Source organism: Flavobacterium sp. WC2409, assembly GCF_041200085.1.
GTDB lineage: Bacteria > Bacteroidota > Bacteroidia > Flavobacteriales > Flavobacteriaceae > Flavobacterium.
The window spans coordinates 2,387,375-2,410,302 of record NZ_CP165625.1 but is presented as its reverse complement, the minus strand read 5'-3'; the positions used below and the strand labels follow the sequence as shown (position 1 = coordinate 2,410,302).

The following is a 22,928-nucleotide window of genomic DNA, read 5'->3' as shown; positions in this document are numbered from 1 at the left end:
ATGACAAAAATAGAAGCAATTCAATTAATAAAAATTCCTGTCGTAGAAGATGTGCGTGGGAATTTAGGGTTTATTCAAAAAGATGTTTTACCGTTTGAATTCAAGCGGGTGTACTATCTTTTTGATGTGCCAAGTAATGCTTTTAGAGGAGGACATTCGCATATAGAGCAACAGGAAGTATTAATCGCTTTGAGTGGTAGTTTTGAGGTAGTACTCAATGATGGATTCGAAAAGAAATCATTTGGATTAAATAAACCTAATATCGGATTATATATTCCAAACGGGATTTGGAGAGAATTGGAAAACTTTTCCTCTGGCGCTGTTTGTTTGGTTTTGGCCTCGGATGAATTTATTGAGCAAGATTATATTAGAGATTATGATGCATTTATGAGTTCTAAAAAATGAGACTTCTATACATCGTTCCCAGTTGTAATACTGAAGGAGGCGTGGCACGAGTGCTTTCGGTAAAAACAAATAGTCTTATTGAGAAATGGGGATATGACATTCATATTCTTACCCAAAATGATGGAAATACGAGTCCTTTTTATAATTTTAATTCTGGAATTGTATTCCACGATATGATTTTAAAAGGTAGTGTTTTTCAGTTTTTTAAGGATTATATAAATAGTTTAAAACTCCAAATCTCAATTATAAAACCAGATATTATTATTGTTTGTGATAATGGGTTGAAAGCATTTACAATTCCATTTTTTCTCAATTCAAATATACCTTTGGTGTTTGAGTGTCATGGTTCAAAATACATACAAGAAAATAAAATGAAGGCTTCCTTTTTTTTTAAAGGAATTCAATTTTTTAAATATAAATTCAAAAACTTGGGAGCACAAAAATACAAGCGATTTATAGCTTTATCCAATGAGAGTTTACAAGAATGGGATGTGTTGAACTACACCATTATTCCTAATCCATCTTGGTTGAAAGTGACCGCCGATAATCCATTAGAAAATAAGAAAGTAATTACAGTAGCTAGAAATTCGTATGAAAAAGGGCTAGATCGATTGCTGTTGATTTGGCAAAAAACAGCAGTAAAACACCCTGATTGGATTCTAGAAATATATGGTGATGATTTAAAACCATTGGAGACTGTCGCTGAAAAATTAAATATTAATGCTACGGTACGATTCCATAAACCAGTAATGAATATTGAAGAAAAATATAATAATGCTTCTCTGTTTGTAATGACTTCCCGTTTTGAAGGATTTCCCATGGTGCTTATTGAAGCTATGGCGTCCGGTTTACCTTGTGTTGCATATGATTGTCCAGTAGGACCAAGAGCAATTATAACAAATAGAGAAAATGGAATTCTTGTACCGGAAGGAAAGGAGCAGCTTTTTGTAGAACAACTTAGTGTACTTATTGAAGATGCTGTTTTACGAAGACAACTAGGTAAAAAAGCCCGTGAATCAGTTGCCGATTATGATTTGGATATTATAATGTTACAATGGAATGCACTTTTTGAAAATATTATAAAAAATAATTAGCTTCTTTTAATTGTACAGAAATAACCAATTCTAAACAATGTAAAAACAACTAAATTAGGATTGTTTCCTTTCAAGTTTTTGATTAACCTTTTTTCGAAAAAAAGATAGCACTGAGATATTAAATAGGTTAATTTTAAATTGCTCAGCCACTCAAATAAAAAAATTAATTTCACAAACTTTCCGTCAATTTGTCGATTCTCATATAGGAGCATTAAATTTTCTAAAGCTTCTTTTGTTTTTTTTAAATAAACTAAGTTTGTATCGATGTCACCGTGTTCAACAGGGTTTTCAATATGGTTAACTTTGGCTTGTAATAAAGCTAACTGGAAAGAAAGTTGAGTATCGTCATGACCATATTTAATGATGCTTTTGTCAAATTTTACTTTGTTAAAACATTTTTTTTTAATCAAAGTGTTATTAAAAAGTAATGATTTGTAGGGAGTTTTTTTTCGATTTAAGGTTGGTTGATCTTCAATAAATTTACCGTATTTCCATCTTAGTTTTTGAAGATTTGAAGGGCATTTTTCAGGATGTAATCGGCCACCATAAATTACATCACTATCATGAATATTCTCCACGTAATTATGGATATAATTGGTATTCAAAATTATGGAATCACCATCTATGAAAAGTAAATTATCGAATTTAGATTTTTTAGCTAGCGAATTTCTGTTTTCGCGATGGGCAATATTTTTATCTAATGACATAAAATTACAATTTGGGAGTAAATTTATATTTTCATTAAACTGGTTTAGTGGGGATTGAGAGGCATCATCTTGGCAAAGAATTTCAAAATCAATTTCACATTTCATGCATTGCTTTTGCAATTCCTGAACTAAAGGATAGGCATTGTAATTGTATATTGGAATAAGAATGGAGAGCATTACACTGTTCTTTGAACTACTTCAAAGATTTTAGTGTCTTCACATTTCAATGTTTTCGATGGAAATTTCATTAATAAGGCATAATCATGCGTTGCCATTATAATCGTTTTTCCATTAGCATTAATGCTTCTTAAAACTTCTAGAACTTCAGCACTTGTTTGTGGGTCAAGGTTACCAGTAGGTTCATCTGCAAGGATCAACTCAGGGTCGTTAAGTAAAGCTCTAGCAATAGCGACACGTTGTTGTTCACCACCCGAAATTTGATGTGGCATTTTCATTGCGTAGGCTTTCATTCCTACTTTGTCTAAAACCTCGTCAATTTTACGATCCATTTCATTTTTATCAACCCATCCTGTCGCTTTAAGGACAAATAACATGTTGTCTTTGATTGAGCGATCGGGCAATAATTTGAAATCTTGAAATACGATACCAATTTTTCTTCTTAAAAAAGGAATGTCATCTTCTTTTAATGTAACTAGATCAAAATCGACTATATGTCCTTCGCCTTCAGTCAAAGGCATATCAGCATAAAGTGTTTTCATTAAGCTACTCTTACCTGATCCTGTTTTTCCGATGATGTATAAAAATTCACCATGGTTTACTTCCAAGTTTACATTAGATAAAATTACTTTATCTTCTTGATAAATGGTTACGTTTTTTAAAGACAGTACAGTTTGAGACATAATTGAAAAATTGTTTATTGGGTAAAAGTAATTATCAATTGTCAATTATCAATTATCAATTCTAATTTTTTTTATTTTTTGTTAAAACATTTGTTCATAATAAAAGGGAATAACAATTCGTTATACCCGTTAGTTATAATACTTTTGAATATCAAAAAAAAACAAACAAAATGCGTAAACTCTCTTGGCTTTTTCTTTTAATGATTTTTGTTGGCACTTTTACTGTTTCTGCTCAAAAATCAATAATATATACCCATGAATTAAAAGATTTTAATAAGGCAATTTCCTTATTTAATGACAATCAATTTGCTTCAGCCCAAATTATTTTTGAAAAAGTAAACTTGGAAACTACAAATGAAGAAATCAAATCAGATTGTTCTTATTATGATGCATCTTGTGCTATTCGTTTGAATCAAGCGAATGCGGATGTTTTGATGGAGAAATTTGTTGAAGACTATCCAACAAGTGCTAAGAGCAATCAAGCTTTTATAGAAGTAGCGCATTATTATTTTGAACAAGGAAATTATCCTCAAGCCCTAAAATGGTTTGAAAAAGTAGATGAGAGCCAATTAACATATAAAGAGCGCGATAAATTTAATTTCCAAAAAGGGTATGCTTTTTTTAATTCTAAAAATAAAAAAGAGGCTACCACTTATTTTAATAAAGTGGTAAATTCAGCTGAATATGGTTCTCAAGCTAAATACTACTTGGGTTTTATAGCCTATGAAGGAGATGATTATAAAGAGGCGACCAAATATTTTGATGCGGTTTCAGGCGAAGAAAAGTACAAAGAAAAACTGTCGTACTATCAGGCCGATATGAATTTTAAATTAGGAAATTTTCAAAAAGCAATTGATTTAGGACAAAAGGCAATGTCAAAGTCGAACGCATTGGAAAAGTCTGAATTAAATAAAATCATTGGAGAAAGTTATTTTAATTTAAAACAATATGATAAAGCCATCCCTTATTTAGCGGATTATAAAGGTAAAAAAGGAAGATGGAACAATACTGATTTTTACCAATTGGGATACGCGTATTACAAGCAAAATGATTTTGAAAATGCGATTTCTCAATTCAATAAAATCATAAATGGTAAAGATTTTGTAGCGCAAAATGCCTACTACCATTTAGGGCAAAGCTATTTAAATTTAGATCAAAAACAACAAGCGTTGAATGCGTTTAAAAATGCTTCCGAAATGACATTTGATGCTTCTATCCAAGAAGACGCTAGTTTGAATTATGCGAAATTGAGTTATGAAATAGGGAATTCATATCAAACTGTTCCTCAGGTTTTACTGGATTTTATAAAAAAATACCCAAACAATGCAAGTCGTCCAGTAGTCGAAAAACTGTTAATCGATTCTTATATTTCTTCTAAAAACTACAAAGAAGCCTTGGTTTTATTAGAAAAAAATAGAGGGCCAGAAAATAAATTGGCGTATCAAAAAGTGACTTTCTATAGAGGTTTAGAGCTTTATGCAGACAGAAATTATCAAGAAGCGGCCAAGATGTTTAAGAAATCAATAGACGGTCAAATTGATGCAGATTTTACGGCCAGAGCTACTTTTTGGAAAGCGGAAACGGAGTACATTCAAGATGATTACAATAATGCTTTGTTGAGTTATAAGCAGTTTGTAAATGGGCCTCGTGCGTCTTCGGCATCAGAATATAAAAACAGCAATTATAATATTGCTTATACTTATTTTAAATTGAAAGAGTACGATCAAGCGGCTACCTATTTTCAAAATCAAATTGATAAAGTAAAAGACGATAAAGTGAGATTGAATGATTCTTATTTGCGTTTAGGTGATTGCCGATTTGTTAGTTCTAAATATTGGCCAGCAATGGAAGCGTACAATAAAGTAATTGAATTAAAAGGTGTTGATGCAGATTATGCTTATTATCAAAAAGCAATTTGTTATGGTTTTGTATCCAAAAATGACACGAAAATTGAAGAATTAAATTCGTTCTTACAAATGTATCCAAAATCAAGTTACCGTGATGATGCCATGTATGAATTGGCTAATACTTATGTAGCGGCAAACAAACAAGATTTGGCTTTAAAAACATTTGATCGATTAATTGGGGAGTACAAAAACGGAAGCTATACTGCCAAATCAATATTGCGTCAAGGACTGATTTACTATAATTCGGATAAAAGTGAACTAGCTTTAACAAAATTTAAAAAAGTAGCGGCTGATTTTCCTAAAACTCCCGAAGCACTTGAAGCCGTTTCAACTGCTAGATTGATATATGTTGATGGTGGAAGAGTTAATGAGTATGCTACTTGGGTGAGAACCTTAGACTTTGTGGCGGTTACTGATGCGGATTTGGATAATGACTCGTATGAGTCAGCTTTGAAACAATTTGAGCAAAATAATAATAAGCAGGCCATTTCTGGATTTAGTGCTTATATTTCTAGTTTTCCAAGAGGAATTCATTCACTTCAAGCTAATTTTTATTTGGCGCAAGCCTATTTCTCTGAAGGACAAAAAGACAAGTCAGTGGCTAATTATCAATATGTAATTAGTGAACCTAGAAGTGAATTTACGGAACAGTCTTTGGCTAGATTATCCCAAGTGTTGTTAGATAACAATCAAAAAGATAAAGCAATTCCAGTTTTAGTTCGTTTAGAAAACGAATCGGATTTTCCTCAAAACAAAGTATTTGCTCAATCAAATTTGATGAAGTGTTATTACGATAAAAAGGACTATGGAAATTCTGTTATTTATGCGGATAAAGTATTAAATAATCCTAAAACAGATGATAATGTTCGTTCGGATGCGCAAATTATTATTGCTCGTTCAGCAATGCAAACAGGTGATGAAGCTAAAGCGAGAGCGGGATATGCAAAAGTGCTGACCATTGCTAAAGGAGAACTAGCCGCTGAAGCATTATATTATGATGCCTATTTTAAAAATAAAGATTCAAAATATGAAGCTTCAAATGTGACGATTCAAAAATTAGCAAAAAACTATTCTAGTTATAGATTTTATGGATCGAAAGGATTGATTCTAATGGCGAAAAACTTTTATGGACTAAAAGATAGTTTTCAAGCGACTTATATTTTAGAAAATGTGATTAAAAATTTCACTGATTTTTCAGATGTAGTTGCTGAGGCGCAAAATGAATTAGATAGAATTAAAGCCGAAGAGTCTAAAACAAATTCATCAATAACCAATTAGGAATATTTAAAACAACTGTGATGATGCCGTTGTTGTGAATTTAAAATTATTAAAAAATGACGATTCCTTTTTATATTGTAGATGTATTTACCAAAAAAAAATATGCGGGAAATCAACTGGCAGTTTTTTTAAATGCGACTGATTTAACGACTGATCAAATGCAGCAAGTGGCACGCGAAATTAATTTTGCCGAAAGTACATTTGTAACTGCTATAGCACCTGAGAATAATAAAGCAACAATTAGAATTTTTACTCCAGCGCATGAAATGCAATTTGCTGGGCATCCAATAATAGGAACTTCATGGGTTTTGATGAATAAAGTATTCAAACACCATCCTAAGGGGATTAAATTAAATGTTCCAATAGGAGAAATTCCGGTTAGGCAAACTCCGGATTTAGTTTGGTTGAAAGCCGCACAGCCTGATTTTCTAGATGTTTTAATGAAGGAAGATTTTGCTTCATTTAGTAATTTAAGTGTAACTGATTTTGATACTCGTTTTGAAATTCAAGAAGTAACTACTGGAAGTGCTTTTGTCATGGTGCCTCTAAAAAATAGAGAGACATTAAAAGCAGTTGAATTGGATAAAGATAAAACAGCCGAGTGGCTTAAAGCAAAATGTAAAACGGAACATAGGGCTTTGTATTTTTTTAGTTTAGAAAATGAAGTGCTAACCAGTAGAATGTTGTGTATTGAAAATAATCAGCTTATAGAAGATGCAGCGACAGGAAGTGCTAGTACTTGTTTGCAAGCTTTTTTATTGAAATACCATGCAGATGAAATAAATATGGTGAATAACCAGGGAGAATATATCAATAGAAGTTCTCAAATATATTTTGAAGGAAAACGAGAAGAGCCTCTTTTTGACATTAATATCGGTGGAGAAACTCAGTTTGTAGCACAAGGTGAATGGGAAGTAGATTAAAAAAATAAAAATAGTAGTAAAAAAAGATAATGTATAAAATGCAGGAGAGGGTAAATAACTTTTAATCGCCTTTTTTATAATAAAACAAAAAAATATGAAATTGAATTTCCAAAATAAAATTACAATTGTACTACTTTTAGTAGCTTTTCAGTTTTCGTTTGCTCAAAAAAAAGAGGACAACATAGGATCTGAAGTAGTAAATGTAGTGAAGCCATATACTCCAACTATTTCGGATGCTTTCAAAGTACAAGAAACTCCAGTGCTGGATGATGAAGGTAATGCTAAAAAAGAAACAATTAAGTACTCTATTTTTTCTTTCCCAGTAGCTTCTACTTTTACTCCTTCAAAAGGAAAAGCAGAAGGCGTTGACAAAACAAAGCAAGCGCATTTATATAATAATTATGCAACATTAGGATTTGGGAATTATAGAACGCTGAATGCCGAGTTGTTTGTTAATCAAGAGTTAGGGAGTAATGATTATGTAGGCGGAATGTTTCGCCATCTTTCATCTCAAGGTGGAATTAGTGGAGTAGAATTAGATGACCGTTATTATGATTCTGCTATTGATTTGACTTATGGTGCTAATTATAGCGATATGTCATGGAATGTTGATTTAGGATACCAAAACCAAATTTATAATTGGTATGGATTGCCAACAGAGTTTGGTAGTAGACTTTCTTCTTCAGATAGAGCAATGTTAATTGATGGTATAAATCCGCAACATGTTTACAATACCTTTTCGTTAGGTTCAAAAATTGATTTTAATGAAGGAATTCTAGACAATGCAAGTTTGAAATTCAATCATTTTACAGATACTTTTGGTTCTGCTGAAAATCGTTTTTATGTTAAACCTTCGTTGAAGTTCAATATAATGGACGAAGCGATAAAAACAAATATAATTGTGGATTATGTGGGTGGAAGTTTTGATAAGAATTACCAAAACACCAATTCACAAGTTATAAAATACGGTTTCACTAACTTTGGTATTTCACCTACTTTTGTAATGCAAGAGAACGATTGGACTTTGAATCTGGGTGCTTCTTTATTTTATAGCTTAGACAATGAGCATAGTAATAATAAGTTTTTTGTCTATCCTCAAATCAACGCTTCTTATAAAGTGGTTGGAGACTTAATGATTTTTTATGCAGGAGCCGAAGGAAATTTAGAGCAAAATTCTTATATGGATTTTGTGAATCAAAACTCATTTTTATCTCCTACTTTAAATATTGCGCCTACAGACAAACAATATGATATTTTTGCTGGATTAAAAGGGAAAATTACAAATAATGTGAGTTATAACATTAAAGGGTCATATGTGAACGAAAGAAATAAAGCGTTGTTTAGAAGCAATGATTACAATGAAAATGCTTCCAATGAAAATTATGCTTTTGGGAATTCAATGCAGGTGGTTTATGATGACATGAGAACATTGAGTTTTACGGGTGATTTAAAAGCTAATTTTTCAGAAAATGTTACTTTTGGTATCAGCGGAACGTATAATAGTTATACGAATGATTTTCAGCAAGAAGCATGGAATTTGCCAGAACTGAAATTAAATTCAAATATTGATTTTAATATTACACCACAATGGTTTGCAGGTGCTACTGTTTTCTATGTTGGGGAACGTAAGGACATGAAATTCAATACTAATTTCACGGTGGATTCTACTCCAATAACTTTAGATAGTTATTTTGATGTTAATGCACATGTAGGTTATAAATACAATGAGCAATTAACTGGGTTTATAAGAGCTAATAATATTACGAATCAGTCGTATCAAAAATGGTTGAATTATCCTGTTCAAGGTTTTCAAATCGTAGTTGGAGCTAATTATAAATTTGATTTTTAATCGATTTAATTTCTAAGACAAATAAAATAGGCTTCCTGATAAGGAAGCCTATTTTTTTAGGTTTAATAAATTATTATTCTGAGAAAGGAATAGCAATTCTCACTTTGTCCCAACCCATATTCAATTCAATTCCCTTATCCGTTTTGGTAAAAACCATAGAAAGTGATTCAAGTGATTCTTTTCCTTCGGTTACAGGAACGGTTAGTCTCGCTACATCATTTTCTTCTTTATAAAAATAAGCTCCCCAAACATTTAAGTCTTTGTTGATAATAACAGTGTACTTGTCTTTTTCAGGAATGGTATATAATGTATAAGTACCCGCTTTAATTTTAGTGCTTCCTAGAGTTACATCCTTAAAAAAAGTAATTTCTGTAGCTTCATTAGCACCAGTTCTCCATACTTTTCCGTTTGGAGCTAGTTCGTCTAAACTACGTCCTTTTAGTTGAGGTCTGCTGTAGGTTACTTTAGCAATTTTGGCAGGATTTTTATAATCAGTAGGGAATGAGGCGACGTCCATCGGACTTTTATCTAGGTCGGGAAATTTTTGAGCATTTGCATTCGAAGATAAAAGCAATGTAAAAGCAAAGGCTACTGTAGCTACAAGTGTCGATTTTTTCATAGTATGTATTATAAAGTTATATGATTAGAATGTTAAAATTATCAATTGTCTTTTTATAAAGTTAAAAATTCATGTTAAAATTTAGTAAATAAATGAGTTGGAGTTTGGAAAATATGGCGCAATTTTGGAATAATACGTTAACTTTGGTCGCATGAAGTAGCGAACTCAGTGATATTTCAATTAGTGCTCTATCTATTATAAATTTAAAAAGAAACATGACATTTAAACAAAAAATACATCAGTACTACTTACAATTGGTTCAAGATAGAATGGATGTTTTTAGAGATATGATAACGGCACTTACTGAAGATTCTAAGAATGATGCCAAAGGATCTGCTGGGGATAAACATGAAACAGCGCTGTCCATGATGCACATCGAACAAGAAAAACTCAATACTAAATTGAAGGAAGTGCTTACTCAAAAAGCAGTACTGGATAAAATTGATTCGACTAAAACCGCTGAAACTATTATTGTGGGTAGCTTAGTTAAAGCCAATGGGATTTATTTGTATCTCAGTTTAGCACTGCCAAAAATTACTATTGAAGGAGTTAATGTAATTGCTTTGTCACCTCAATCACCATTGGGAAGTAAACTAATGGGGAATAAAGTAGGGTTTGGGTTTGAGATTAACACTACAAAGTATTTGATAGAAGCTATTTCATAATGATAAATTATGATTTTTAACTTGCTAACGATTTTTAATAGCTTTTGATTACTAATTTAATTTAAAACATCGATTTAAGTTTTAATTTATAACTATAATTGCTGTTAGTGTTTTTCAAATGTAACTGTTATTGCATCTTTGCTTCATCAAAAAAAATAAAATCAAAAAAATTATAAAAATATAGTGTTATGTGTGGAATCGTATGTGCCTTTGATCTAAAACAAAAAGCAGAAGTTTTAAGACCGCAAGTATTAGAAATGTCTAAAATTATTCGTCACCGTGGACCGGACTGGAGTGGAATTTATAGCAATGAAAAAGCGATTATGTCTCATGAGCGTTTGGCGATTGTGGATCCAGCTTCAGGAAAACAACCATTGTTTAGTGAAGATGGTAAATTAGTTTTGGCTGCCAATGGAGAAATCTATAACCATAGAGCATTACGCAAACAATTTGAAGGGAAATATAACTTTCAAACAGAAAGTGACTGTGAAGTTATTCTAGCACTTTACAAAGAAAAAGGGCCTCATTTTATAGATGAAATGAACGGGATTTTTGGATTTGCAATTTATGATGTAGATAAAGATGAGTATTTTGTAGCTCGTGACCATATGGGGATTATTCCATTATATATTGGTTGGGACCAACATGGGACGTTTTATGTGGCTTCTGAATTGAAAGCTTTAGAAGGATATTGCACAAAAATACAATTGTTTCCTCCAGGACATTATATGACAAGTAAAGATGGTGAATTTGTGCAATGGTATAAAAGAGACTGGACAGAATATGATGCTGTAAAAGACAATGAAACAAACATTCAAGATATCAAAGTAGCGCTTGAAGCTGCGGTTCACAGACAATTAATGAGTGATGTGCCTTACGGAGTATTACTTTCTGGAGGATTAGATTCATCGATTACTTCGGCTGTAGCTAAAAAATATGCTCAAAAACGTATAGAATCAGGAGATACTGCTGATGCTTGGTACCCACAATTGCATTCTTTCTCTGTAGGACTAGAGGGTTCTCCAGATTTAGCAGCTGCTCAAATAGTGGCAGATCATATTGGAACCATTCATCATGAAATTAAGTTTACTATTCAAGAAGGTTTAGATGCTGTTAAAGATGTAATTTACAACTTAGAAACGTATGATGTAACTACGATTAGAGCATCGACACCAATGTGGTTAATGGCAAGAGTGATTAAATCAATGGGGATCAAAATGGTATTGTCAGGTGAAGGTGCTGATGAGTTGTTTGGAGGGTATTTATACTTCCATAAAGCACCAAACGCACAGGAATTTCATGAAGAAAACGTACGTAAATTAGGAAAACTACACATGTACGATTGTTTAAGAGCAAACAAAAGTTTAGCAGCTTGGGGAATTGAAGGGCGTGTGCCATTCTTAGACAAAGAGTTTATGGATGTGGCAATGCGAATCAACCCACAAGATAAAATGATTAACAAAGAACACCCAATGGAGAAATGGGTAGTACGTAAAGCATTTGAAGAGATGTTGCCACCAAGTGTAGCTTGGAGACAAAAAGAACAGTTTAGTGATGGTGTTGGATACGGTTGGATTGATAAGTTAAAAGAAGTAGTAGCTGTTGAAGTTTCTGATGAACAATTAGCAAATGCTAAATATAAGTTTCCATTACAAACTCCAACATCAAAAGAGGAATATTACTACCGTTCTATTTTTACAGAACATTTTCCAAGTGATGCAGCCGCTTTATGTGTACCACAAGAAGCAAGCGTAGCTTGTAGTACAAAAATTGCATTAGAGTGGGATGAAGCATTCAAAAACATGAACGATCCTTCTGGAAGAGCAGTGGCTAATGTTCATACTGATTCTTATGTAAAAGCATAATTTTAAAATTATTTATTGATTAAAAAATGCTCCCAAATTTTGGGAGCATTTTTTATTTAGCCATTTTAGAAAATAATTTAAGAGCATTTTTTTATATAAGTCTTCTTTTTTATATTAGCCAATCTAAAATACACACCATGAGACGTTTTGTTGTCATCCTTATATTGTTTTCCCTTAGTTCTTGTTTAAAAAACATGAAGACTTCGGTTGATTTGATTGTTACAGACGCAACTATTTATAAAGTTGACAAAGCTTTTGACACTGCTCAAGCTATGGCAATCAAGAATGGTAAAATTGTTGGAATAGGTTCGAATGCTCAAATACAAAATAATTTTCAATCAGATAAAAATGTAGATGCAAAAGGTAAATTTATTTATCCAGGTTTAATCGATGCGCATTGTCATTTTTATGGTTTTGGACTAAGTCTGCAAGAAGTTGATTTACGTGGGACAAAAAGTATGATAGAGGTGATACAGCGCATTCAAGCTTTTCAAAAAGAAAAAAAATCAAATTTCATTGTTGGAAATGGATGGGACCAAAACGATTGGAGTGTAAAAGAATTTCCTTCCAAAGCTATTTTAGATAAATATTTCCCTGATACGCCTGTGGTACTGAATAGAGTAGATGGTCATGCAATAATTGTAAATAGTAAAGTTTTGGCATTGGCTGGAATTACAAAACATACAAAAGCGGTGGGTGGTCAAATTGAAATTAAAGACGGTGAGCCTACAGGGATTTTAATTGATAATCCGATGGAGTTGGTTTTTAATATAATTCCAAAACCAAGTCGTAAAACTCAAATTGCTGCTTTACTAGATGCTGAAAAGGTAATGTTTGATTATGGATTAACTACAGTAAATGATGCGGGTTTAGATCCAGATATTATCAATTTAATGGATAGCTTGCAAAAGGCAAAAGCGATGAAATTAAATGTTTATGCTATGGTTACCGCTAATCAAAAAAACATTGATTTGTATTTGAAAAAAGGAATATACAAAACAGATAATTTAGATGTTCGTTCTTTTAAAATGTACGGTGATGGTGCTTTGGGATCTCGTGGTGCTTGTTTACACAAAGCATATTCGGATATGCCGAAGCAGTTTGGAGCATTGCTTTCGTCGATAACTCAGTTGAAATCAGTTGCGCAACAAATAGCTAATTCAGACTTTCAATTGAATTCGCATGCTATAGGTGATTCGGCAAATACAGTTTTGCTGAAAATCTATAAAGAAGCATTAACAGGTAAGAAAGATCGCAGATGGAAGATAGAACATGCTCAAGTTTTGAGAGAACAAGATTTTGATTATTTCAAGACGGGAATTATTCCTTCGGTACAACCCACACATGCAACTTCAGATATGTATTGGGCAGGAGATCGTTTAGGAAAAGACCGATTAAAGAATGCATATGCTTATAAAAAATTATTGGACAAAGCGGGAGTTATTGCATTAGGTACTGATTTTCCGGTTGAAGAGGTAAACCCCATGTTGACTTTTCATGCAGCGGTAGCAAGAAAAGACAGTAAGGGATATCCAAAAGGAGGTTTTCAAATGGAAAATGCATTGACTAGAGAAGAGACTTTGAAAGGAATGACGATTTGGGCTGCTTACTCTAATTTTGAAGAAAAAGAAAAAGGAAGTCTAGAAGTTGGGAAATGGGCAGATTTTGTTATTTTTGATAGAGATATTATGAAGATTATTGATAGCGAAATTCTGGAGATGAAAGCATCTAGGACGTATATAAAAGGGGTTAAAGTAAAATAAAATGCAGTTTGTAAAAAGAGGTTGAGAGTAGATAACATAATGATCGATTTTGCATGCTTTTGTATTACATATTTGATGTAAATCTACTTTTTTTGTAATTTTTTATAATTAAATACTAGTATTGTCTTTTGTATTTGTAACTGATGGTACATCTTTGTTTTATTAAGGTGAATTAAAATATTAATAAATAGATTTATGTGCGGAATATTAGCCATTATAGGGAAAGGTAAAGAGGAGAAACTTGTTATGGAACTTTCTAAAAGAATGTCACATCGTGGCCCTGACGAAAGCGATTTGCATGTTACTGAAAAAGGACATATTTTAAGTCATGAACGTTTGTCTATAATTGACCTACATTCAGGGAAACAGCCTATACAAGGAACTAAATCAGCGTATATGATCCATAACGGAGAGATATACAATCATCAAGAATTGAGAGATGGTATTTTGAAAAATCATACTTTTAGAACTAAATCCGACTCGGAAGTAATTGTTCATTTGTATGAAGAGTTTGGTTATGACTTTTGTAATATGCTTGATGGAGACTGGGCATTTGTAATTGTTGACGGAGATGACTATATCGCTGGTAGAGATCCTATGGGTGTAAAACCGTTATATTATGGATTAGATGAAAGGGGAAGAATTTATTTTTCATCTGAAATGAAATCTATCTCAGATCAATGTAAAACATTTGCAACATTTCCTCCGGGACATTATTATACAGGAAAAACAGGTTTTGTAAAGTACTATCAACCAGAATATGAAGATTATTTAAATGCAGATCAGAATTTAGATTTGATTGCAATAAGAGAATCTTTGACAGAAGCAACCCGCAAGCGTTTAATGAGTGATGTGCCTATTGGGGTATTGCTGTCAGGCGGTTTGGATTCCTCATTAACTTCAGCAATTGCTTCAAGATTATTGGCGGAAAGCGGAAAAAAACTGCATTCGTTTTCTATAGGTTTAGATGTTAATGCACCAGATACCGTTGCTGCAAGAAAAGTAGCTGCTTTTTTAGGGACTGAACATCATGAAATTTACTTCACTGTAGAGGAAGGCTTGGAAGTGTTAGAGAAATTAATATGGAATTTAGAAACCTATGATCTAACTTCGATCAGAGCGAGTACTCCAATGTATTTCTTGTCGAAGGCTATTACGGATTTAGGTGTAAAAGTGGTACTTTCAGGAGAAGGTGCTGATGAGATTTTTGGAGGGTATTTGTATTTTAGAAATGCGCCGTCAGCCGAAGATTTTCAAAAAGAAACAATCGAAAGAGTTCAGAAATTATTTACTGCCGATTTATTAAGAGCGGATAAATCGACAATGGCACATGGATTAGAAACTAGAGTTCCTTACCTGGATAAAGCATTTTTAGATGTTGCTATTCGAGTAAAAGCAGAAGAAAAAATGCCTAAAACATATGATGGTAAAGAAAAATATATTTTAAGAAAAGCATTTGATACACCAGATGATCCTTATCTTCCAGATGATGTTTTATGGAGGCAAAAAGAACAGTTTTCAGACGGGGTGGGTTACAATTGGATTGATGAATTGATAAGTTATTGTTCTTTACAAGTGACTGATGAGCAATTAGCTGGAGCTGCTACAGAGTTTCAATATAATGCTCCAACAACAAAAGAAGCGTATTTTTACAGGTCTATTTTTCATAAATATTTCCCACAACAAAGTGCTGCTCAAACAGTGAGAAAATGGATTCCAAAATGGCAGGAAAATGAAGATCCAAGCGGAAGAGCAAATGCGGCTCACGTAAAAGCAGATATAGAAATTGCAAAAACAAGAATTATTGTTTGATAAAACAACTTTTCATGAAAATAAAGACGTTCTCAGTTTTGAGAGCGTTTTTTTATGTTAAAAAATCAACATTATGTTAATAACTTAACCGCTTAAAACATGATTTTAACGGTTATATAGTTTGTGTTTTTATATATTTGCGTGTTAGACAAATAGTACATTTTTTTTAGAATAAAATATATGAGCGAAGAAATCAAGAAGGACAATTATTCAGCAGATAGTATTCAGGCGTTAGAAGGTATGGAGCACGTAAGAATGCGACCATCAATGTATATTGGGGATGTAGGTGTTCGAGGATTACATCATTTAGTTTATGAAGTAGTCGATAACTCTATCGATGAGGCTATGGGAGGTCATTGCGACACCATAAGAGTAGATATTAATGAAGATGGTTCAATTTCTGTTGAAGATAATGGACGTGGTATTCCAGTAGGAATTCATAAAAAAGAAGGGGTTTCGGCATTGGAGGTTGTAATGACTAAAATTGGTGCCGGAGGTAAATTTGATAAAGATTCTTATAAAGTTTCTGGAGGACTTCACGGTGTTGGGGTTTCTGTTGTAAATGCACTTTCAAATCACTTAAGAGCTACGGTTCATAGCAGTGATGGAAAGGTTTATGAGCAAGAATATGAAAAAGGAAAAGCGCTTTATCCAGTGAAACAAATTGGAGAAACGACAAAAAGAGGAACTATTGTAACTTTTTATCCGGATCCAAGTATTTTTACTCAAACAATTGAGTATTCGTATGATACACTTTCGGCACGTATGCGCGAATTGTCGTATTTGAATAAAGGAATTACAATTACATTTACCGATAAGAGAGAAAAAGATAAAGACGGAAATTTTGTTTGTGAAATTTTTCATTCCGATGAAGGTCTAAAAGAATACATTCGTTATTTAGATGGGAATCGTGAGCCAATTATTGCTCATGTAATCTCTATGGATCACGAAAAAGGAGAGATTCCTGTTGAGGTTGCGTTAATTTACAATACCAGTTATACAGAGAATATTTTTTCATATGTAAATAATATTAATACACACGAAGGAGGAACACACCTGCAAGGTTTTAGAACGGGTCTTACGAGATCATTAAAGAAATATGCAGATGCTTCTGGAATGTTAGATAAATTGAAGTTTGATATTTCAGGGGATGATTTCCGTGAAGGATTAACAGCAATTATATCAGTAAAAGTAGCAGAGCCACAATTTGAAGGGCAAACTAAAACGAAGCTTGGAAACAGGGAAGTAGTTTCGCCGGTAAGTCAAGCGGTGAGTGAAATGATTGAAAATTATTTGGAAGAAAATCCAAATGATGCTCGAATCATTGTTCAAAAAGTTATTCTTGCAGCACAAGCGCGTCATGCAGCTAAAAAAGCGCGTGAAATGGTACAACGCAAAACCGTAATGGGTGGTGGTGGATTGCCAGGAAAATTGTCTGATTGTTCAGAACAAGATCCAGCTAAATGTGAAGTATATCTTGTCGAGGGAGATTCGGCAGGAGGAACGGCTAAACAAGGACGTGATCGTGCTTTTCAAGCGATTTTGCCATTGCGTGGTAAGATTTTGAACGTAGAAAAAGCAATGCATCATAAAGTATTTGAAAACGAAGAGATTCGAAATATTTTTACGGCTCTTGGAGTCACAATTGGTACAGAAGAAGACAGTAAAGCTTTGAATATTTCAAAACTACGTTACCATAAAGTAATTATTATGTGTGATGCCGATGTCGATGGTAGTCATATCTCTACTTTAATCTTAACATTTTTCTTCCGTTTTATGAAAGAACTAATTGAAGAAGGACATGTTTATATTGCTGCTCCACCTTTGTATTTAGTTAAAAAAGGGAATAAGAAAGAATATGCTTGGAATGACTTACAACGTGATCAAGCCAATGAAAGAATGGGTGGAAGCGCAGGAATTCAGCGTTATAAAGGTCTTGGAGAGATGAATGCGGAACAATTGTGGGAAACGACAATGGATCCAAGTTTTAGAACATTGCGTCAAGTGAACATCGATAGTTTAGCTGAGGCAGATAGAGTTTTCTCTATGTTGATGGGTGATGAAGTACCACCAAGAAGAGAGTTTATAGAGAAAAATGCAGTGTATGCAAATATTGATGCATAACCATAAAAACAATTAGTATTGTTTTAGATTAAAATAAAATTAACAAACAACCGATAAACCATAAAATATGAAAGTTACTATTGTAGGGGCAGGGAATGTAGGTGCTACTTGTGCGGATGTGATTTCTTATAGAGGAATTGCAAGTGAAGTAGTGTTATTAGATATTAAAGAAGGATTTGCTGAAGGAAAAGCGTTGGATATTATGCAGTGTGCTACCAATACGGGTTTTAATACTAAGGTATCTGGTGTTACTAATGATTACTCTAAAACTGCTAATAGTGATGTAGTAGTTATTACTTCTGGAATTCCTAGAAAACCAGGAATGACTCGTGAAGAATTAATAGGAATTAATGCGGGAATTGTTAAGACAGTTGCCGAAAATGTACTTGAATTTTCTCCAGAAGCAGTTATTGTAGTTGTTTCTAATCCAATGGATACTATGACATATTTAGCATTAAAATCAACTGGATTGCCTAAAAATAGAATAATTGGTATGGGTGGAGCATTAGATAGTTCTCGTTTTAGAACTTATTTGTCTATGGCTTTAGGTAAACCAGCAAATGATATTTCAGCAATGGTTATAGGAGGACATGGAGATACGACGATGATTCCATTGACTCGTTTGGCTTCTTATAATGGTATACCTGTTTCTCAATTTCTTTCAGAAGAGGCTTTGCAAAAAGTAGCTGCAAGTACTATGGTTGGTGGAGCAACACTTACAGGTCTTTTGGGTACATCAGCGTGGTATGCTCCTGGAGCATCAGTTGCTTTTTTAGTAGATAGTATATTAAACGATCAAAAGAAAATGATTGCTTGCTCTGTATTTGTTGAAGGAGAGTACGGTCAAAATGATATTTGCATCGGAGTACCTTGTATTATTGGGAAAAACGGAGTAGAAGAAATTCTTGAAATTGAATTGAATGATGCCGAAAAAGCATTGTTTGCAAAAAGTGCAGATGCTGTTAGACAGATGAATGATGCCTTAAAAACAATTTTAGCTTAATATTTTAGTCATATAATAGAGAAGACTGCACTTATGCAGTCTTTTTTTTGAGATTAATCAATAAATAAATTGGTTAATCTTAACCTTAATTATATATTTGCTCGGTTTAAAATAAATATCATAATTATTGGGTTTCTATTTTAAGATCAAAAAAATGTTCAAGACTTGTCTTATAGGGGTTAAAGCAAAAATAAATAAATATAAAATAATTAATTTTTAGTAATAATGCAGAATAAAGGACTTATTAAATTTTTCGCAATTCTATTTGCATTGGTAAGTATTTACCAACTTTCTTTCACTTTTGTTGCAAGCAAAGTAAAAAGTGATGCAAAATCTTTTGCAAATGGAAACTCTGAAAAAGAAGTAAAATATTTAGATTCTATTGGTAAGGAAAGTGTATTTAACTTAGGTTTTACCAACTTTACTTTTAATGAAGTAAGTGACAAGCAAATCAATAAAGGTCTTGACTTAGAAGGAGGAATCAACGTGATTCTTCAAATTTCAGTTAAAGATATATTGAAAGGATTATCTAATAATTCTAAAAACCCAGTTTTCAATAAGTCATTAGCTGACGCTACTGCAGATGTTGAAGGAAATAAATCTTTTACAGATAAGTTTTTTGATGCTTTTGAAGCAAATTCTAAAGGAACTGTAAAATTAGCTTCGCCGGATATTTTTGCTAACAGAAGTTTGCAAGGTGAAGGTGGTGTAGATTATCAAATGACAGATGCACAAGTACAAAAAGTAATCAAAAGAAAAATTGATGAATCTGTAGAAAGTGCTTTTGGAGTATTGAGAAAACGTATTGATAAATTTGGAGTAACTCAACCTAATATTCAAAAATTAGGAGAGACTGGAAGAATTCTTGTTGAACTTCCTGGAGCTAAAGATGTAGATAGAATAAAAAAGTTATTACAAAGTACTGCTCAATTAGAGTTTTGGGAAACGTATAAGATTGATGAAATGGGAAGTTTTTTAATGGCTGCAAATGAGTCATTAAAAAATACTGAAGTTTCAAAGGTAGAGACAAAAGCAGTTGTTAAAGATTCTTTGAGTGCTTTATTAACGGATGGTAAAGATTCTGCTTCTACTAAAAAAGGAAATAATCCTTTATTGGATAAAATAATTGGTCAAGGTGGAGGTCCAGTTTTAGGTCTTTTCTCTCCAAAAGATACAGCTACAGTAAATGGATATTTAAAAAGAGCTGATATAAGAGTATTATTAGCTGCTGATCAACGTTACGCTAAATTTGTTTGGGGTAAATTGACAACGATCAAAGATGCTAAAGCAAAAGATGTTGAAGCTGTTGAATTATATGCTTTAAAAGGAAATAGAGATAATATTCCTGCAATGAGTGGTGGTGTTGTTACTGATGCTAAAGATTCATTTGATCAATCAGGAAAGCCTTCGGTTTCTATGCAAATGGACGGACAAGGTGCTAAAGCTTGGGAAGAATTAACAGGAAGAGCTTATACTCAAAAAAGTAATATAGCAATCGTTCTTGATAATATTGTATATTCTGCTCCAGGTGTTTCTAGCGGACCAATTTCTGGTGGTAGATCTGAAATTTCAGGATCATTTGATGTAACTGAAACTAAAGATTTAGCAAATGTTTTGAGAGCTGGTAAGCTTCCAGCTTCTGCTGATATTGTTCAGTCAGATGTAGTAGGACCCTCTTTAGGTCAAGAAGCTATTGACAACGGAACTAACTCAGCACTTGTAGGGTTACTTTTAGTTTCTCTATGGATGTTGGTTTATTATGGTAAAGCAGGTTGGTATGCAAATATTGCTTTGGCAGTTAACTTACTATTCTTATTTGGAATTTTAGCAAGTTTAGGTGCTGTATTGACTTTGCCAGGTATTGCTGGTATTGTATTGACAATGGGTACGGCAGTTGATGCGAATATTATCATATACGAGCGAGCTAAAGAAGAATTAAGAGAAGGAAAATCTTTGAGTGAAGCTGTTGTGGCTTCTTATAGTTGGACAGGAGCAATGCGTTCTATTGTTGATGCGAATGTTACTCACATTTTGATTGGAACAGTTCTTTTTATATTTGGTTCGGGTCCAATTAAAGGTTTCGCAACTACATTATTAATTGGTATTATTACTTCATTGTTTACCTCTATTTTTATAGCTAGGATTTTTATTGATAAAAATATTCTTGGTAAAAATGATTTGTCATTCGTAACAAATTTTTCTAAAAATTTCTTTACTAATTTCCATTTTGATTTCTTAAAAATAAAAAAATGGACGTATTTGTTCTCTGCAATTGTTGTAGTAGTTAGTTTTGTCTCTTTATTTACAAATGGTTTGGATCAAGGAGTAGATTTTGTTGGAGGAAGAACTTTTCAAGTGCGTTTTGAAAAACCAGTTGAAACGGAAGTTGTAAAAGCACAATTGGCAAAAGTTTTTGATGGTAGTGCCGAAGTGAAAGTTTTTGGTAATGACAACCAGTTAAAAATTACAACTAAATATAAAGTACAGGAGCACGGTACAAAAGCGGATGAAGAAGTTAATAAGTTATTATTCGATAATTTAAAAGAATACTATGCTGCTGGATTGACTTATGAGAAATTTGTAAATGCTTATGATGGAAAGAAATTTGGTATTGTACAAGCTTCTAAAGTAGGACCTACAGTTGCAGAAGATATTAAAACGAATGCGTATTGGGCTGTTATTGGAGCTATGTTAATTGTATTTTTATACTTATTAATAAGTTTTAGAAAATGGCAATATGGTTTAGGTGCTATTGCTGCTGTTGCGCATGATGTTATTTTTGTATTAGGAATTTATTCATTATGCTATAAGTTCATGCCTTTTGGAATGGAAATTGACCAACACTTTATAGCTGCGATATTAACAGTTATTGGATATTCTATGAATGATACTGTAATTGTATTTGATAGAGTTCGTGAATTCTTGGATGGTAAAACAAAAGGAACTTTTGGTGAAATTGTAAATAAATCGATTAACTCTACTATGTCAAGAACTATTAATACTTCATTGACTATGATTGGTGTATTATTAATCATGTTCATCTTTGGAGGAGAATCTATTAGAGGATTTATATTTGCTATGTTAGTTGGTATCGTTGTAGGTACTTATTCGTCTTTATTTATTGCAACACCAGTATTGGTTGACACCATATCTAGAGAAGATAAAAAATTAATTGAAAAACAACATCAAGAAAGTTAGTATAACTTTTTTAAATATTTTTAAAGACCCAATTGAAAAATTGGGTCTTTTTTTTTGTCTTAATAAATTGGATTTTATTCAATTTTAATGGTTAAATTTAATAAGGGTATTTATATTTAATCGTTTTTAAATGAATGCATTATGAGTAAAAAAATACATTTTGCGCTATTGGTGTTTTTTTTAATTCATGCTTCTTTTGCTCAAAAAAACAAGAATGATTTATTAGTGGGTTTTTCATACGGTTTTGGACATGAATTGAAAAACAAGAACTATACATTTGAAAATAAATTTTATAAAGCACATGTAGGATATATAGTCAAACAACTAAAGCAATTTAGGTGTGAATTAATTTTGGAGCCAGAAATAAATTTAGCCAATCATAAACTGATCAATCCTCTTTTTATTACCAGTGATGATCCTGATTATTTGGTGAAAAGAGAATATTATTCCAAAACTAATAGAATCAATCAGTACATTTTAAACTTTGGAGTTATTTTAAGAAAGCCAATTTCTAATGCCTTTAGTTTTTTTGTTTTGGGAAGTGTGGGACCTTTAATTTCTGATGTTGAAACTGAACGTTTGGCCAAAGGGTTTGCATTGTCAAATACGTTAGCAATAGGATTTGATTTAGAAATTAACAGTTTTACAATTGAAATCAAGCCTAGTTTTCGACATGTTTCTAATGCAGGCCTAAGTAGTCCTAATCTTGGATTTAATACTCAGAATTTTGAATTTGGTATTTTCTACAAGTTGTAAATTTTATATTTCTTTTCGTATTCTGTTTTTTTTAAGATTTTATTTACATTTTGAAGTGTGTTCTAGGTTTTGTTTGAGTTGGCCATCATTTTAAATGTGT

Annotated in this window: 16 protein-coding genes; 13 read left to right on the top strand and 3 right to left on the bottom strand. The window is 32.5% G+C overall.

What is annotated here, in order from left to right; translation table 11 throughout:
* Both AB3G34_RS10310 and AB3G34_RS10305 read left to right on the top strand, forming a co-directional pair.
* Entirely contained in the window at positions 1 to 405 is a 405-nt protein-coding gene (locus AB3G34_RS10310; protein WP_367771550.1) for an FdtA/QdtA family cupin domain-containing protein, read from the top strand.
* Positions 402 to 1,499 (top strand): glycosyltransferase, encoded by a 1,098-nt coding sequence (locus AB3G34_RS10305; protein WP_369752384.1) that lies wholly within the window; start codon positions 402 to 404, stop codon positions 1,497 to 1,499. The genes AB3G34_RS10310 and AB3G34_RS10305 overlap by 4 nt, the downstream gene beginning before the upstream one ends.
* On the opposite strand, the gene AB3G34_RS10300 is transcribed toward AB3G34_RS10305, so the two are convergent.
* Positions 1,496 to 2,383 (bottom strand): glycosyltransferase, encoded by an 888-nt coding sequence (locus tag AB3G34_RS10300; RefSeq protein WP_369752382.1) that lies wholly within the window; start codon positions 2,381 to 2,383, stop codon positions 1,496 to 1,498. The two genes, AB3G34_RS10305 and AB3G34_RS10300, sit on opposite strands and share 4 nt — an antisense overlap.
* Positions 2,383 to 3,066: a cell division ATP-binding protein FtsE gene (locus tag AB3G34_RS10295; protein ID WP_367754669.1), complete on the bottom strand. Its 684-nt coding sequence runs from the start codon at positions 3,064 to 3,066 to the stop codon at positions 2,383 to 2,385. Before AB3G34_RS10295 ends, AB3G34_RS10300 begins: the two co-directional genes overlap by 1 nt.
* A gap of 170 nt (positions 3,067 to 3,236) precedes the next feature.
* On the opposite strand from AB3G34_RS10295, the gene AB3G34_RS10290 reads away from it, so the two are divergent.
* From AB3G34_RS10290 to AB3G34_RS10280, 3 genes are all read left to right on the top strand, one after another.
* On the top strand, positions 3,237 to 6,251 hold the full coding sequence (locus tag AB3G34_RS10290) for a tetratricopeptide repeat protein (RefSeq protein WP_369752381.1): 3,015 nt from the start codon (positions 3,237 to 3,239) through the stop codon (positions 6,249 to 6,251).
* 56 nt (positions 6,252 to 6,307) lie between these two features.
* Positions 6,308 to 7,174, top strand: coding sequence for a PhzF family phenazine biosynthesis protein (locus AB3G34_RS10285; RefSeq protein ID WP_367771537.1), 867 nt, complete (start codon positions 6,308 to 6,310; stop codon positions 7,172 to 7,174).
* A 94-nt stretch (positions 7,175 to 7,268) separates the two neighbouring features.
* Positions 7,269 to 9,023 carry a TonB-dependent receptor gene (locus AB3G34_RS10280; protein WP_369752380.1) on the top strand — a complete coding sequence of 585 codons (1,755 nt, stop codon included), beginning with the start codon at positions 7,269 to 7,271 and terminating at the stop codon, positions 9,021 to 9,023.
* A gap of 73 nt (positions 9,024 to 9,096) precedes the next feature.
* On the opposite strand, the gene AB3G34_RS10275 is transcribed toward AB3G34_RS10280, so the two are convergent.
* Positions 9,097 to 9,642 (bottom strand): DUF2911 domain-containing protein, encoded by a 546-nt coding sequence (locus tag AB3G34_RS10275; protein ID WP_369752379.1) that lies wholly within the window; start codon positions 9,640 to 9,642, stop codon positions 9,097 to 9,099.
* Positions 9,643 to 9,857: 215 nt separating this feature from the next.
* Here AB3G34_RS10275 and AB3G34_RS10270 point away from each other — a divergent pair, with 215 nt between their 5' ends.
* The 8 genes from AB3G34_RS10270 to AB3G34_RS10235 all read left to right on the top strand — a co-directional run bounded on the left by AB3G34_RS10270 (position 9,858) and on the right by AB3G34_RS10235 (position 22,828).
* Complete coding sequence (locus tag AB3G34_RS10270) at positions 9,858 to 10,307, top strand: hypothetical protein (protein ID WP_369752378.1); 450 nt, start codon at positions 9,858 to 9,860, stop codon at positions 10,305 to 10,307.
* A 188-nt stretch (positions 10,308 to 10,495) separates the two neighbouring features.
* Positions 10,496 to 12,172 (top strand): asparagine synthase B, encoded by a 1,677-nt coding sequence (asnB, locus tag AB3G34_RS10265; RefSeq protein WP_367771529.1) that lies wholly within the window; start codon positions 10,496 to 10,498, stop codon positions 12,170 to 12,172.
* Positions 12,173 to 12,309: 137 nt separating this feature from the next.
* The gene (locus AB3G34_RS10260) at positions 12,310 to 13,935 is read left to right on the top strand and encodes an amidohydrolase (RefSeq protein ID WP_367771526.1); all 1,626 of its coding nucleotides are present in this window, start codon (positions 12,310 to 12,312) and stop codon (positions 13,933 to 13,935) included.
* A gap of 195 nt (positions 13,936 to 14,130) precedes the next feature.
* On the top strand, positions 14,131 to 15,747 hold the full coding sequence (gene asnB, locus AB3G34_RS10255; RefSeq protein WP_367771523.1) for an asparagine synthase B: 1,617 nt from the start codon (positions 14,131 to 14,133) through the stop codon (positions 15,745 to 15,747).
* 180 nt (positions 15,748 to 15,927) lie between these two features.
* Entirely contained in the window at positions 15,928 to 17,871 is a 1,944-nt protein-coding gene (gene gyrB, locus AB3G34_RS10250; RefSeq protein ID WP_367771520.1) for a DNA topoisomerase (ATP-hydrolyzing) subunit B, read from the top strand.
* 67 nt (positions 17,872 to 17,938) lie between these two features.
* Positions 17,939 to 18,874 carry a malate dehydrogenase gene (mdh, locus tag AB3G34_RS10245; protein WP_367754649.1) on the top strand — a complete coding sequence of 312 codons (936 nt, stop codon included), beginning with the start codon at positions 17,939 to 17,941 and terminating at the stop codon, positions 18,872 to 18,874.
* A 225-nt stretch (positions 18,875 to 19,099) separates the two neighbouring features.
* Positions 19,100 to 22,072, top strand: coding sequence for a protein translocase subunit SecDF (gene secDF / locus AB3G34_RS10240; protein WP_367754647.1), 2,973 nt, complete (start codon positions 19,100 to 19,102; stop codon positions 22,070 to 22,072).
* A gap of 141 nt (positions 22,073 to 22,213) precedes the next feature.
* On the top strand, positions 22,214 to 22,828 hold the full coding sequence (locus tag AB3G34_RS10235) for an acyloxyacyl hydrolase (RefSeq protein ID WP_367771514.1): 615 nt from the start codon (positions 22,214 to 22,216) through the stop codon (positions 22,826 to 22,828).
* Positions 22,829 to 22,928: the final 100 nt, after the last annotated feature.

Excerpts from the sequence above, each read along its gene's own strand:
- AB3G34_RS10310 (WP_367771550.1), top strand. The coding sequence starts at position 1 with ATGACAAAAATAGAAGCAATTCAATTAATAAAAATTCCTGTCGTAGAA.
- AB3G34_RS10305 (WP_369752384.1), top strand. The coding sequence starts at position 402 with ATGAGACTTCTATACATCGTTCCCAGTTGTAATACTGAAGGAGGCGTG.
- AB3G34_RS10300 (WP_369752382.1), bottom strand. The coding sequence starts at position 2,383 with ATGCTCTCCATTCTTATTCCAATATACAATTACAATGCCTATCCTTTA.
- AB3G34_RS10295 (WP_367754669.1), bottom strand. The coding sequence starts at position 3,066 with ATGTCTCAAACTGTACTGTCTTTAAAAAACGTAACCATTTATCAAGAA.
- AB3G34_RS10290 (WP_369752381.1), top strand. The coding sequence starts at position 3,237 with ATGCGTAAACTCTCTTGGCTTTTTCTTTTAATGATTTTTGTTGGCACT.
- AB3G34_RS10285 (WP_367771537.1), top strand. The coding sequence starts at position 6,308 with ATGACGATTCCTTTTTATATTGTAGATGTATTTACCAAAAAAAAATAT.
- AB3G34_RS10280 (WP_369752380.1), top strand. The coding sequence starts at position 7,269 with ATGAAATTGAATTTCCAAAATAAAATTACAATTGTACTACTTTTAGTA.
- AB3G34_RS10275 (WP_369752379.1), bottom strand. The coding sequence starts at position 9,642 with ATGAAAAAATCGACACTTGTAGCTACAGTAGCCTTTGCTTTTACATTG.
- AB3G34_RS10270 (WP_369752378.1), top strand. The coding sequence starts at position 9,858 with ATGACATTTAAACAAAAAATACATCAGTACTACTTACAATTGGTTCAA.
- asnB (WP_367771529.1), top strand. The coding sequence starts at position 10,496 with ATGTGTGGAATCGTATGTGCCTTTGATCTAAAACAAAAAGCAGAAGTT.
- AB3G34_RS10260 (WP_367771526.1), top strand. The coding sequence starts at position 12,310 with ATGAGACGTTTTGTTGTCATCCTTATATTGTTTTCCCTTAGTTCTTGT.
- asnB (WP_367771523.1), top strand. The coding sequence starts at position 14,131 with ATGTGCGGAATATTAGCCATTATAGGGAAAGGTAAAGAGGAGAAACTT.
- gyrB (WP_367771520.1), top strand. The coding sequence starts at position 15,928 with ATGAGCGAAGAAATCAAGAAGGACAATTATTCAGCAGATAGTATTCAG.
- mdh (WP_367754649.1), top strand. The coding sequence starts at position 17,939 with ATGAAAGTTACTATTGTAGGGGCAGGGAATGTAGGTGCTACTTGTGCG.
- secDF (WP_367754647.1), top strand. The coding sequence starts at position 19,100 with ATGCAGAATAAAGGACTTATTAAATTTTTCGCAATTCTATTTGCATTG.
- AB3G34_RS10235 (WP_367771514.1), top strand. The coding sequence starts at position 22,214 with ATGAGTAAAAAAATACATTTTGCGCTATTGGTGTTTTTTTTAATTCAT.